This window comes from Kribbella polygonati (assembly GCF_050320105.1).
GTDB lineage: Bacteria > Actinomycetota > Actinomycetes > Propionibacteriales > Kribbellaceae > Kribbella.
Genome location: NZ_CP190129.1, coordinates 1783129 through 1794542, shown reverse-complemented (window position 1 = coordinate 1794542; position 11414 = coordinate 1783129). Strand labels below are relative to the sequence as shown.

Genomic DNA, 11414 nt, shown 5'->3' with positions numbered 1-11414 from the left:
TCATGCAGCAGCGCTATCTCGGTCACAGTGGACTCGCGGTGAGCAGGCTCGGCCTGGGCACCATGTCGTGGGGCCGCGACACCGACGAGCACGAGGCGCGCGAGCAGCTGGCCGCGTTCGTGTCCGCGGGCGGCACGCTGATCGACACCGCGGCGGCGTACGGCGACGGCGACAGCGAGCAGCTGATCGGGTCGCTGCTCGGCGACGTGGTGGAGCGCGACGACGTGGTGATCGCGACCAAGGCCGGGTTCAGCGTCCGGCGTGGCGAGCGGATCACCGACACCTCGCGCGGTGCGCTGCTCCGCGACCTGGACGGCTCGCTGCGGCGGCTGAACACCGACTACCTCGACCTGTGGCAGCTGCACACCTGGTCCGACGACGTGCCGCTGGAGGAGACGCTGTCGGCCCTCGACCATGCGGTCAGCTCCGGCAAGGTGCGCTATGTCGGCGTCTCGAACTACGCCGGCTGGAAGTCCGCCCGGGCGGTCACCTGGCAGCAGGCGTGGCCGGGCCGCGCGGTCCCGGTCGCCAACCAGGTGGAGTACTCACTCCTCGCCCGCGATGCCGAGGTGGACGCGATCCGGGCGGCCGCCGGGCTCGGGATCGGGATCCTCGCCTGGTCGCCGCTGGGTCGCGGGGTGCTGACCGGGAAGTACCGGACCGGCATCCCGGCGGACTCCCGCGCGGCGTCTCAGCATCTGTCCAGATTCGTCGACCCCTACCTCGACGCCCGGTCATCGGGCATCGTGGAAGCGGTCGCGCGAGCCGCCGACGGGCTCGGCTGGACCCCGCTCGAGGTGGCGCTCACCTGGGTGCGGGACCGGCCCGGCGTGTCGGCGGCGATCGTCGGGGCCAGGACGGCGCTGCAACTGAAGTCCGTGCTGGGTGTGGAGGAGCTCACATTGCCGCCCGCCATCGTCGCGGCACTGGAGGATGTTTCCTGAAGTCTGCAGGTGGAGGTGTGGATGGCCGAGTACGAACTGCAGCAGTTCGAGGTGTCCAGGACGGAGTCCCGCGGGGCGGTGCGCAAGCTGCTCACCGAGCACGCGGAGTACGGCGGCTGGGAGCTGGCCAGGCTCCGGCGCTATCCGGACGGTTCCCGCCGGGTGTGGTTGCGGCGGCGGATCATCCGGGTGATGCGGACCCTGTGACGAAGCCCTGAAGACGGCCCGGGAAATCCGGGCCGCTTTCGCGGCGCGATATCTCTGCGACAGAGGTATTCTCGATGCATGACCGAGGTCCTCGCCGAAGAACTGCTGGCCGCGCTCGGGCTGGTGCGCCGGCACCTGCGCCGTTCCGTCGGCCGCCCGTTCCCGATGTCGTCGCTGTCGGACTCGCAGTCCGAGCTGATCCGCACCGTCCGGCGGAACCCGGGCATCTCGGTCGCCGAGGCGGCCGCCGAGCTCGGCCTGGTCGCGAACACGGTCTCGACCCTGGTCGGCCAGCTCACCGAGCGCGGCCTCCTGCAACGCACCCCCGACAAGGCCGACCGGCGCGTCGCCCGGCTGACCCTCACCGACCCGGCCCGCGAACAGGTCGAGGCCTGGCGCGACCGCCGTACGGCACTGGTCACCCGAGCCCTCGACGACCTCACCCCAGCCGACCGCGACGCGTTGCAGACGGCTCTGCCGGTCCTCTCGGTCCTCGCGGACCGCCTCCACCCCGAAGAGCAGAAGGAGCGCGTATGAGTGCGGAACCTGCGGTCGACGTCACCGGGTTGAGTCACCGGTTCGGGGATCAGCTTGCGGTCGACAGTCTCGATCTGAGCGTCTCCCCCGGCGAGTGTTTCGGGCTGCTCGGGCCGAACGGGGCCGGGAAGACGACGACGTTGCGCGTGCTCAACACGCTGTATCCGCCGCAGACCGGGACCGTCCGGATCTTCGGGCGCGACGTGCACACCGACGCGATGGCGGTCCGCCGGATGCTCGGGTACGTGCCGCAGCAGCTGTCGATCGAAGGCGCGCTGTCCGGCCGCGAGAACGTGTCCTGGTTCGCGCGGCTCTTCGACGTACCGCGGCGGGAACGGGCCGCGCGGGTGGCCGAAGTACTCGAGATCGTCGACCTGACGGACGCGGCCGACCGGCTCGCGGCGACGTACTCCGGTGGCATGGTGCGCCGGCTGGAGCTGGCGCAGGCGCTGGTCAACCGGCCCGCGCTGCTGGTGCTGGACGAGCCGACGGTCGGGCTGGACCCGGTCGCGCGCGACTCGGTGTGGGCGCGGGTGCAGGAGATGCAGGAGCGGTACGGGATGACCGTGCTGCTGACCACGCACTACATGGAGGAGGCCGACATCCTCTGCGACCGGGTCGCCCTGATGCACCTGGGCCGGCTGCGCGCCGTCGGTACGCCGGCCGAGTTGAAGGCCGAGCTGGGACCGGACGCGAGCCTCGAGGACGTGTTCCGGCATTACACGGGCGAGAGCCTCGAAGGCAAGGAGAAGGGAGGTCTGCGCGATGTCCGTGGCACCCGTCGTACGGCCCAGCGTCTGGGTTGAGTCTCCCCCGCTCCGCCTGCTGTCGCGGATCGGCACGTTCTGCCTGGTCGAGCTGCAGAAGCTGCGGCACGACCGGACCGAGCTGGTCACCCGGGCAATCCAGCCGGTGCTCTGGCTGGTGATCTTCGGCCAGACGTTCAGCCGGATCCGCGCGATCCCGACCGGCAACGTCCCGTACCTCGACTACCTCGCGCCCGGGATCATCGCCCAGTCGGCGCTGTTCGTGTCGATCTTCTACGGCATCCAGATCATCTGGGAACGCGACGCGGGCATCCTCACCAAGCTCCTGGTGACGCCGTCGCCGCGGTCCGCACTGGTCGCGGGCAAGGCGTTCGCGGCCGGCGTACGGACGATCTCGCAGGCGATCGTGGTGATCATCGTCGCCGCACTGCTCGGCGTCAGCCTCACCTGGAATCCGCTGAAACTGCTCGCGGTGCTGGTCGTGGTGGTGCTCGGCGCCGCGTTCTTCTCCTGCCTGTCGATGACGATCGCCGGGCTGGTACTGCGCCGCGACCGGCTGATGGGCATCGGCCAGGCGATCACGATGCCGCTGTTCTTCGCCTCGAACGCGCTGTACCCGGTGTCGCTGATGCCGGGCTGGCTGCGGGCCGTGTCCCACGTCAACCCGTTGACCTACGAGGTCAGCGCGCTGCGGGGGTTGCTGATCGGGCAGCCCACGACGTACTGGCTCGACTTCACCGTCCTGATCGTCGCCGCCTTCGCGGGCATCTGCGCCGCTTCAGCGCTGCTGGGCCGGCTGGCGCGTTAGAGGTCGTCCCGCAGTCTGGCACCTGATCAGGATCAGTACGGCGACCCCGGACGTGACCAGCCCGGCGCCGACCAGGGACGGGGCCGCGCCGACCGCGGCGATGATCGGGCCACCGGCCAGCAGCCCGGCCGCGCTGCCCGCGTTGACGACGACGCTCTGCCCGGCGAGGAGTGCCCTGCGCTCGGCGCCGGCCGAGGACCTGGTGATGAGGACCGAGATCGCGGCGATCCCGATCACCACGGCCACACCGGACAACGCGCCCATCACCGCGACCATGGGTGGCGTGGTCCACAGGCCCATCCCGATCCAGCACAGCCCGGACCAGCCCCACGCGGCGACCGCGGTCAGCACCGGGTTGGTACGCCGTACCACCGCCAGCGAGATCGCCGTACCGACGAGCGAGCCCACGCCGTACCCGGTCATGCCCGCCGCGAGGTAGACGCCGGGGCGGCCGCGTTCTTCGCCGAGGACGGACAGCCCGAGCGTGAAGGCGAACCAGGTGACGCAACCCGTCCCCCGCACGATCCAGCCGTACAGCACCTCGCGCCGACCCTGCAGACTGCCGCGGATCGACGGCGGTTCGGTGGAGACGCCGACGGTGCGCTCCGGTTGGACCGTGCACGCCAGCAGGCCGGCGGCGAGTACGGCGGCAGCCTCGGTCCACAGCAGCACGTTCGTGAAGCCGAACCCGACCGCGAGGGCTCCGACGGTCGGGCCGACCAGCATGCCGACGCGGCGGAGGCCGTCCTGCCAGGTCAGCAGCATCACCGCCCGACCGTCACCCCACCGGTCGCCGGTGTCCGCGAGCAACGCCGCCCGGCCCGGCTGCGCCAGCGCATCGCCACAGCCGAGCAGCAGGCCGCTCAGCACGAGCAGCGCCGGTGACAGCACGCCGAGGGCGGCAGCCGTCGGGACGGAGGCCAGCGCGATCGCCGACACCAGCGCGACGATCGCCAGCCGCGGGCCGGAGTCGATCCACTGCCGCGCCTTCCGGGCCCACCACGGCGACAGCAGGACCGGTACGCCGGCGGCGCCGCCGACCAGCCCCGTCGCGGCGACCGAGCCCGTCTCACGAAGGATCACCAACGGCAACGCGACCTGCGCGAGCCGGAACGCGAAGTCCGCCGTACCGCTGCCCGCCAGCAGTGCCAGTGCCTCTGTTCTCGCCCGCATGCCTTGAATTCTTGGCGTTCCGGCGGCTCTCAGGTAGCCGGCTGGGGTTGCGTGCTTGCCATAGGCTGAACCTATGGCCTCATTACCCTCGGTCGAGGACCTGCGACTGGTCCAGGCCGTCGCCCGGACCGGCGCGGTCGGCACCGCGGCCCGCGAACTGCGCATTTCGCAGCCGTCCGCGTCGCAGCGGCTGTCCCGCCTCGAACGGCTCTGCGGCACCAAGCTGTTCGAACGCGACACCCGCGGCGCCCGCCCGACACCGGCCGGGGCCGAGCTCAGTCGCCGCGCCGACCACATCCTCGGCCATCTCGAGGAGGTGTACGCCGCCACCCGCGCGGCCGCCGCCGGCCAGCGGCTGGTGATCGGCACGTTCAACAGCATCGCGCCGATCCTGTTCCCGATCCTGGACGCCGACCTCCCGGACGTCGAGATCCAGCAGCAGGTCGACCACGGCCACTTCCTGGTCGAACGCGTCGCCGAGGGCACGATGGACGCCGCCTTCATCGCGATCGCGGAACAGATGTCGCTCCCGCACGGCACCGTCTCGCGCCGGGTCGGCCACGACGAGCTCGTCCTGTTCGTCCCGCCCGGCGCCCGCCCACCCGGCCGCGGCCGGCAGCCGCTGAAGGACCGCCCGATGGTGTTCTCGACGTACGACCGCGGCAGCGAGGACGTCCACGACCGCCTCGCCGCCCTCGGCGCCCTCCCCCGCCGCGGCGTCACCCTCAGCACCACCGTCGCGATGGCCCGCCGCCGCGCCCACCTCGCCCTCGTCCCCCGCACCGCCCTGGCCACCGAACTCCGCCCCGGCGAACACCTGATGCCGGCCCCGTTCCGCTACCGCCTCACCCTCTCGGTCGTCACCCCACCGACACCACCCAAGCCACTCATCGCCCACCTCCCCCAACTCCGCGCGACGTTGAACTTGTCGTGAACTGTGGTGTGTCGTGGCTGCCGGTGTTGCAGACTCGGTGGCATGAACCTGGGGCGGTTGGCGCGTGGGCGGCGGGTTTTGGCGGGGTTCTGGGGTGCGACCGTGGTGCAGGTGGCCGCGGTGGCGTTCGATGTGAACATCCTGAAGCAGGCGAGCAAGGTGACGTTGATGCCGCTGCTCTGGCAGTGGTCACGGACGCAGGACGCTCCGCCGCTGCTGCAGGCGGCGTTGCTGGCGTCGGCGGCCGGTGATCTGCTGCTCGAGACGGAGCTACAGCTCGCCGGGATGGCGGCGTTCGCCGCGGCGCATGCGTGTTATCTGGCGGTGTTCCTCGCCGATCCGGCGCAGCGGTCGTGGCGGGTGCTCGCGGCGTACGCGGCGCTCTGGGCGGCGCTGATCGCCGTACTCTCGCCTTCCCTCGGCAACCAGCGGGTGCCGGTCGCGGTGTATGCGTTGTTGCTGACGGCAACCGCGATCGCGTCGCGCTGGCACAACTCCCGCAGCGGTCTCGGCGGCGCGTTGTTCCTGGTGTCGGACGCGCTGATCGCGCTCCGGATGGCCGGGCGGGACTTCCGCGGACGGGACGCGCTGGTCATGTCGACGTACGCCGTCGGGCAGTACCTGCTCGTCTCCGGTGCGACCGAGGCGTGATCAGCTTGGGTTGTCGGCTACCGGATCAGGTGGTCGACGGTGTCCATCGACGGCTGCTACCACGATGGACACCAACGTTGCAGCGACGCCGATCGCGAACAGCACTCCCTCGTACGTCGCGAGGAACGAACCTGACCGGCGGACCTCGCTGTGCAGCAGAACCGCACCGCCCAGGGCCGCGAACAACGTGCCCAGGAGAGGTACGGCGATGAAGCCGATCCGAGCACGCAGATACCCGATGGTCAGGATGCCGATCAGGAACGCTGCCGGCACGGCCGGAACCATCGCCAGGCGATCGTCGTAGCCGATCAGGTGCGATCCCAGCCACCCGGCGGCGGCGATCGCGCACGCCGCGGCCGCCAGAACGACAACGGTGCGCCACACGGTGCCTGCGATGGTGCGGCCCGGTCGGGTCTTGCGGTCGCCTTGCATCGTCACGCGCTCAGTATCGCGGTGGCGGGGGCCACTCGAGTGTGACCAAGTCTGACCGGTAGTGGTCATCCTCGTTGACGCTCGTCGCCCGCCGCTATGGGGTGGACGGTATGGCGACCGTCGACGACGTCCGACGACAGTTCCGGAACCCACCGCCCGAGGGGCGGCCGATGATGCGCTGGTGGTGGTTCGGACCGTCCATCGAGCGAGACGAGATCGACCGCGAACTGGCCGTGATGGCCGCGGCCGGACTGGGCGGGGCGGAAGTCGCGTTCGTGTATCCGATGGGGCCGGTGACGGCACCGTTCGGATCGGCGGAGTTCCTCGAGCTGGTCGGGCACGCGGCCCGGACGGCTCGGTCGCTCGGGCTGCGGTTCGACGTGACGCTCGGGAGCGGGTGGTCGTACGGCGGTCCGCACATCGGGCCGGAGCTGGCCGCGCGCCGGCTGCACTGGGACCGGCGGGAGATCGGGGCGGCGGCGTACGACGTACCGATCGTCTCGGCCTGGCCCGGGGACGAGTTCGTGGCGGCGTACGTTGGCGACGGGAACGCGCCTTCGTCGTACGTCGAGGTGCCGGTCAGTGACGGCGCGGTCCACGTACCGGCCGGCGGGCAGCCTCGTGAGGTGTTGATCGCCACGTCGCGGGTGACCGGGCAGCAGGTGAAGCGCACCGCCGTCGGGGCGGAGGGGCACACGCTCGATCACTACTCGGAGGCGGCGGCGCTGGAGCACATCCGATGCGTCGCCGAGCCGCTGCTCAAGGCCGCCATGCCCGTCGGGTCCGTGTTCTGCGACAGCCTCGAGGTGTACGGCGGGAACTGGACGCCGGCGATCTTCTCCGAGTTCCTGGAACGGCGCGGGTACGACCTGCGGCCGCGGTTGTACGAGTTGCTGGTGGACACGCCCGGCGCGCGGGAGCTGCGGATCGACTTCGGGCGGACGTTGTCGGAGCTGTACGAGGACAACTTCCTCAAGGTGTTCCAGCGCTGGGCGGCCGGGCACGGCGTACCGTTCCGGATCCAGAGCTACGGCGAACCGCCGGCGACGATGAGCAGCTACCGGCACGCGGACATCTTCGAAGGCGAGGGCTGGGCCTGGAAGGGCATCCCCGAAACGCGCTGGGCGTCGTCCGCGGCGAGCATCTACGGCCGGTCGGTGGTGTCGGCGGAGGTGTGGACGTGGGTCCACTCACCGTCGTTCCGCGCGACGCCACTGGACCTGCAGGGCGAGGCGCACGAACACTTCCTCTCCGGCGTCAACCAGCTCATCGGGCACGGCTGGCCGTACTCCCCCACCGACGGCCCCGGCCTCGGTTGGGTCTTCTACGCGTCCGGCGCCCTGGACGACCGCAACCCTTGGTGGCCGACGGCAACAGCTCTGTTCAGGTCCCTGCATCGGCTGTCGTGGACGCTCCAGCAAGGTACGCCGGTGCGCCCGGTCAAGGTCTACATCCCGAGCTCGGACGCGTACGTTGCCGGTGGCCCCGAACCTCTCAACCTGTACCGGGTCGCCCGCCGCCTGATCCCCGCGGCGATCCCGCGCACGATCCGCGCGGCGGGCCTCGACTTCGACCTGATCGACGACGACGCGATCACGGTCCTCGACCCCGCCGAGATCGCGCTCGTGGTCGTCCCCGAGGGCGCCACCACGCCCGCGGCCACGGCCCGCTGGCTGGAGTCCGTCGGAACGGTAGTGGCCGACCCGACCGACCATCTGCCCGCGCCACCGTTCCCGCCGGTCCCCGACGTCGGCGTCGTCCATCACCGCCTGGACGACGGTGACCTCTACTTCGTTGCGAACACCTCCCCCGAGCCCCGCACCCTCACCCTCCGTACGCCGATGGAACGCTGGGACCCCCGCACCGGCGAAATCACCACCACCCAAACCACGACCCTCGACCCCTACGAGTCAGCGATCCTCGCCCCCACTCACCAACCCCACGAACCGGCCGGCCCGTCTCCCCAACCCCACGAACCGGCCGGCCCGTCTCCCCAACCCCTGGAACCAGCCGTCCCGTCGTCGAACCATCTCGTCGGAACAGTCCTGGGCCCGTGGACTGTTGCCTTTGACAATGACATTCGTCCGGTCGAACTCCCACACCGCTGGGAGGACGACCCGGCACGTACGACGTACTCCGGCTCGGCCACGTACCGCACCAAGTTCGAACTCGAAGACACCGCCACCGTGATCCTCGACCTCGGCCCCGGAGAACCAGTCGCACCGGACAGCGAGCCCTACCTACCGGGCAACTCGTACCGCGCCCTCATCACCCCACCAGTAGGCGTAGCCGCCGACATCTACCTCAACGACATCCACTGCGGCTCCGTGTGGGCGCCGCCGTACCAGGTCGACCTCACCGCGGCCGCGCGACCAGGCACCAATGACCTGCGCATCGTGGTCCACAACACCGCCGCGAACGCGCTCTCCGCCGACCAGCACCTGCTCGACGCGGCGGCCGAATCCACCGCCACCTACGGCCACCGGTTCGACCTGCAGCACGTCGAGCACGCGACGGAGTACCTGAACTCCGGGCTGCTCGCCGTACCGCGGATCCTCCGTCAGGCCTGAGTCAGGAACCGATCCAGCACGCGCGAGCCGAACTCCAGCGCCGACGTCGGCACCCGCTCGTCGATGCCGTGGAACATCCCCATGAAGTCCAGGTCCGGCGGCAGCTGCAACGGCACGAACCCGAAGCACCGGACGCCCAGCCGGCTCCATGACTTGGCGTCCGTACCGCCCGACATCAGCAGCGGCGCGAACCGGGCCTGCGCGTCCTCGGCCTGGACGCACGCCTTCATCGCGTCCACCAGTCCGCCGCTGAACTCGGTCTCCAGCGCGATGTCGGTGACCACGGTCTCGCGCTGCACCTTGTCGCCGAGCAGCTCGTCGATGGTCGCGTAGAACTCGTCCTCGTAGCCGGGCAGGAACCGGCCGTCGATGTGCGCCTCGGCGTCGCCCGGGATCACGTTCACCTTGTAGCCGGCGTTCAGCATCGTCGGGTTCGCGGTGTTCCGGATCGTGGCACCGAACATCCGGCTGAAGCTGCCGAGCTTGGCCAGCGTGGTGCTCATGTCGTCCGGGTCGAGCTCGGTGCCGAGCAGGTCCTCGAGCGTCTTCAGGAACTCGCGGACCGTCGGCGTGACCCGCAGCGGCCACTCGTGCGACCCGATCCGGGTGACCGCCTCGACCAGGTTGGTGACCGCGTTGTCGGTGTTCACCATCGACCCGTGACCCGCCGTACCGCGGGCCTTCAGGCGCATCCAGTTCATGCCCTTCTCGGCGGTCTCGATCAGGTACAGCCGCAGGTCGTCCTTGACCGTGACCGAGAACCCGCCGACCTCGCCGATCCCCTCGGTGCAGTCCGCGATCGTGTCCGGGTGGTTCTCGATCAGCCACTGCGCGCCGTACACGCCGCCGGCCTCCTCGTCGGCGGTGAACACCAGCCGCACGGGCCGCCGCGGCTTCACGCCGGCCCGCTGCCGCGCCCGGACGACGGACAGCACCATCGCGTCGAAGTCCTTCATGTCGACCGCGCCGCGGCCCCACACGCACCCGTCGAAGATCTCCCCCGCGAACGGGTCGACCTTCCAGTCCTTCGGGTCCGCCGGGACCACGTCCAGGTGCCCGTGCACGAGCAGCGGGTCCGCATTCTGGTCCTCGCCGTCCCACTGGGCGACCAGCGTCGCGCGGCCCGGCTCCGACTCGTAGATCGTCGACTCGATCCCGACCTCGTCGAGTTTCGCGGCGACGTACTCCGCCGCCACCCGCTCGCCGTTGCTCTTGCCGTTGCCGTAGTTGGTGGTGTCGATGCGGATCAGCTCACTGCAGAGCTCCACCACCTCGGCGTCGGCGGCGTACGACGTACTGTCGGTCGAGGTCGTCATGCGCCCATCCTAGGTGCGCGCGTCGCCCACTCGACGATCCGGTCGGCCGTTTCGTCGGCGGCCTGGCCGGCCGTGTCGAGCCACCAGCCGGTGTCGCCGAACTCGCGGCGCATGTCCGCCTCGAGCCGCTCGTACCCGTCGAAGTCGAACCGCTCCGCCGGGTCGCGGATCGTGTTCCGGTACCGGCAGACCTCGATCCCGGGCGCCAGTACGACGAACAACAGCCTCGGCCCGAGCCGTTCCCGGAAGAACTCGAGCCTGGCGCGCGACGGGATCGTCGCGTCGATCAGCGGGGTGAACCCGGCGTCGGCGAAGTTCTTCGCGAGCGCGCACAGGTTCCGGTGCAGCAGCTCGACCTGCCGCTCCGCCTCGTCCGCCGGCTCACCGAGCGCCCAGACGAACCCGTTCACGATCATCGCGTTCACCTCGTCGCCGCCCAGTCGCGCCGACCGCGGCAGCCGCTCAGCCACCAGCCGGGTCACGGTCGACTTGCCGGCCCCGGGCATGCCGGTCCCGAGGATGCTGTCCACGCCCACCATCCTGCCGCCGGACGCCGCGCCGGGCACAGCGATTTCTCAGCAAGTTGACCGAGGTACGGCGCTACTGTCACCTCCAGCGGTGATCTCTGGTCGTCGGGGCCGGGGGCCGTCCGACCGGTCGGGAGATCCAGTGCCAGCGAAACCCACGAACACACGCCCGCGTCACCCAGCCGTCCTCGCGATCGAGGCCCAGCGCGCGGCGAACCTCCAACTGCGGATCGCCGACTGGATCACCGCGTTCGCCGGCTCGATGCGGTTCGTCTACGTGCATGTCGTGCTGTTCGCGGTCTGGATGCTGTTCATCGAGAAGAACCCGTGGCCGACCCTGACGCTGGTCGTGTCGCTCGAGGCGATCTTCCTGTCGACGTTCGTGATGATCGGCCAGAACCGCCAGGCCTCGTTCCAGCAGGCGAAGGCCGACCACGACTTCAACGAGTCCGAGGTGGAGCTCAAGACCAACACCCAGCTGACCCGCGAGATCCACGCCCTCACCAGCGAACTGCACCGCCGCCTGGTGCAGGAGGACAAGGCGTAGC

General features: G+C 70.4%; 13 protein-coding genes. 9 read left to right on the top strand and 4 right to left on the bottom strand.

The genetic code is table 11. The features are described from left to right. Positions 1–2: 2 nt before the first annotated feature. The 5 genes from ACQHIV_RS08460 to ACQHIV_RS08440 all read left to right on the top strand — a co-directional run bounded on the left by ACQHIV_RS08460 (position 3) and on the right by ACQHIV_RS08440 (position 3263). Positions 3–944, top strand: a complete 942-nt coding sequence (locus ACQHIV_RS08460) for an aldo/keto reductase (RefSeq protein ID WP_427892914.1) — start codon at positions 3–5, stop codon at positions 942–944. Between the two features lie 21 nt (positions 945–965). Then, a complete protein-coding gene (locus ACQHIV_RS08455) occupies positions 966–1151 on the top strand; it encodes a DUF5703 family protein (protein ID WP_130385444.1) in 186 nt (61 codons plus the stop codon). Positions 1152–1229: 78 nt separating this feature from the next. Then, positions 1230–1688 carry a MarR family winged helix-turn-helix transcriptional regulator gene (locus tag ACQHIV_RS08450; RefSeq protein ID WP_427892913.1) on the top strand — a complete coding sequence of 153 codons (459 nt, stop codon included), beginning with the start codon at positions 1230–1232 and terminating at the stop codon, positions 1686–1688. After that, the gene (locus ACQHIV_RS08445) at positions 1685–2494 is read left to right on the top strand and encodes an ABC transporter ATP-binding protein (protein WP_427892912.1); all 810 of its coding nucleotides are present in this window, start codon (positions 1685–1687) and stop codon (positions 2492–2494) included. The genes ACQHIV_RS08450 and ACQHIV_RS08445 overlap by 4 nt, the downstream gene beginning before the upstream one ends. Beyond that, positions 2454–3263 (top strand): ABC transporter permease, encoded by an 810-nt coding sequence (locus ACQHIV_RS08440; RefSeq protein WP_427892911.1) that lies wholly within the window; start codon positions 2454–2456, stop codon positions 3261–3263. The genes ACQHIV_RS08445 and ACQHIV_RS08440 overlap by 41 nt, the downstream gene beginning before the upstream one ends. Here ACQHIV_RS08440 and ACQHIV_RS08435 read toward each other — a convergent pair. After that, positions 3234–4436 (bottom strand): MFS transporter, encoded by a 1203-nt coding sequence (locus ACQHIV_RS08435; protein ID WP_427892910.1) that lies wholly within the window; start codon positions 4434–4436, stop codon positions 3234–3236. The genes ACQHIV_RS08440 and ACQHIV_RS08435 overlap by 30 nt on opposite strands. A gap of 73 nt (positions 4437–4509) precedes the next feature. On the opposite strand from ACQHIV_RS08435, the gene ACQHIV_RS08430 reads away from it, so the two are divergent. Both ACQHIV_RS08430 and ACQHIV_RS08425 read left to right on the top strand, forming a co-directional pair. Then, positions 4510–5370 (top strand): LysR family transcriptional regulator, encoded by an 861-nt coding sequence (locus ACQHIV_RS08430; RefSeq protein WP_427892909.1) that lies wholly within the window; start codon positions 4510–4512, stop codon positions 5368–5370. A gap of 42 nt (positions 5371–5412) precedes the next feature. Then, positions 5413–6021 (top strand): lysoplasmalogenase family protein, encoded by a 609-nt coding sequence (locus tag ACQHIV_RS08425; RefSeq protein ID WP_427892908.1) that lies wholly within the window; start codon positions 5413–5415, stop codon positions 6019–6021. Here ACQHIV_RS08425 and ACQHIV_RS08420 read toward each other — a convergent pair whose 3' ends face one another. Continuing rightward, a complete protein-coding gene (locus ACQHIV_RS08420) occupies positions 6022–6522 on the bottom strand; it encodes a hypothetical protein (RefSeq protein ID WP_427892907.1) in 501 nt (166 codons plus the stop codon). It lies immediately after the preceding gene. Positions 6523–6563: 41 nt separating this feature from the next. Between ACQHIV_RS08420 and ACQHIV_RS08415 the strand changes: the two genes are divergently transcribed. Continuing rightward, positions 6564–9023, top strand: a complete 2460-nt coding sequence (locus ACQHIV_RS08415) for a glycosyl hydrolase (RefSeq protein WP_427892906.1) — start codon at positions 6564–6566, stop codon at positions 9021–9023. Here ACQHIV_RS08415 and ACQHIV_RS08410 read toward each other — a convergent pair. Both ACQHIV_RS08410 and ACQHIV_RS08405 read right to left on the bottom strand, forming a co-directional pair. Beyond that, positions 9014–10339, bottom strand: a complete 1326-nt coding sequence (locus ACQHIV_RS08410; protein ID WP_427892905.1) for a M20/M25/M40 family metallo-hydrolase — start codon at positions 10337–10339, stop codon at positions 9014–9016. The genes ACQHIV_RS08415 and ACQHIV_RS08410 overlap by 10 nt on opposite strands. After that, positions 10336–10878, bottom strand: coding sequence for an AAA family ATPase (locus ACQHIV_RS08405; protein ID WP_427896437.1), 543 nt, complete (start codon positions 10876–10878; stop codon positions 10336–10338). The genes ACQHIV_RS08410 and ACQHIV_RS08405 overlap by 4 nt, the downstream gene beginning before the upstream one ends. 130 nt (positions 10879–11008) lie before the next feature. Between ACQHIV_RS08405 and ACQHIV_RS08400 the strand changes: the two genes are divergently transcribed. Beyond that, positions 11009–11413, top strand: a complete 405-nt coding sequence (locus tag ACQHIV_RS08400; RefSeq protein ID WP_427892904.1) for a DUF1003 domain-containing protein — start codon at positions 11009–11011, stop codon at positions 11411–11413. Position 11414 lies beyond the last annotated feature (1 nt).

Coding starts and splice junctions, on each gene's coding strand:
- ACQHIV_RS08460 (WP_427892914.1), top strand. CDS start 3: ATGCAGCAGCGCTATCTCGGTCACAGTGGACTCGCGGTGAGCAGGCTC.
- ACQHIV_RS08455 (WP_130385444.1), top strand. CDS start 966: ATGGCCGAGTACGAACTGCAGCAGTTCGAGGTGTCCAGGACGGAGTCC.
- ACQHIV_RS08450 (WP_427892913.1), top strand. CDS start 1,230: ATGACCGAGGTCCTCGCCGAAGAACTGCTGGCCGCGCTCGGGCTGGTG.
- ACQHIV_RS08445 (WP_427892912.1), top strand. CDS start 1,685: ATGAGTGCGGAACCTGCGGTCGACGTCACCGGGTTGAGTCACCGGTTC.
- ACQHIV_RS08440 (WP_427892911.1), top strand. CDS start 2,454: ATGTCCGTGGCACCCGTCGTACGGCCCAGCGTCTGGGTTGAGTCTCCC.
- ACQHIV_RS08435 (WP_427892910.1), bottom strand. CDS start 4,436: ATGCGGGCGAGAACAGAGGCACTGGCACTGCTGGCGGGCAGCGGTACG.
- ACQHIV_RS08430 (WP_427892909.1), top strand. CDS start 4,510: ATGGCCTCATTACCCTCGGTCGAGGACCTGCGACTGGTCCAGGCCGTC.
- ACQHIV_RS08425 (WP_427892908.1), top strand. CDS start 5,413: ATGAACCTGGGGCGGTTGGCGCGTGGGCGGCGGGTTTTGGCGGGGTTC.
- ACQHIV_RS08420 (WP_427892907.1), bottom strand. CDS start 6,522: ATGACCACTACCGGTCAGACTTGGTCACACTCGAGTGGCCCCCGCCAC.
- ACQHIV_RS08415 (WP_427892906.1), top strand. CDS start 6,564: ATGGCGACCGTCGACGACGTCCGACGACAGTTCCGGAACCCACCGCCC.
- ACQHIV_RS08410 (WP_427892905.1), bottom strand. CDS start 10,339: ATGACGACCTCGACCGACAGTACGTCGTACGCCGCCGACGCCGAGGTG.
- ACQHIV_RS08405 (WP_427896437.1), bottom strand. CDS start 10,878: ATGGTGGGCGTGGACAGCATCCTCGGGACCGGCATGCCCGGGGCCGGC.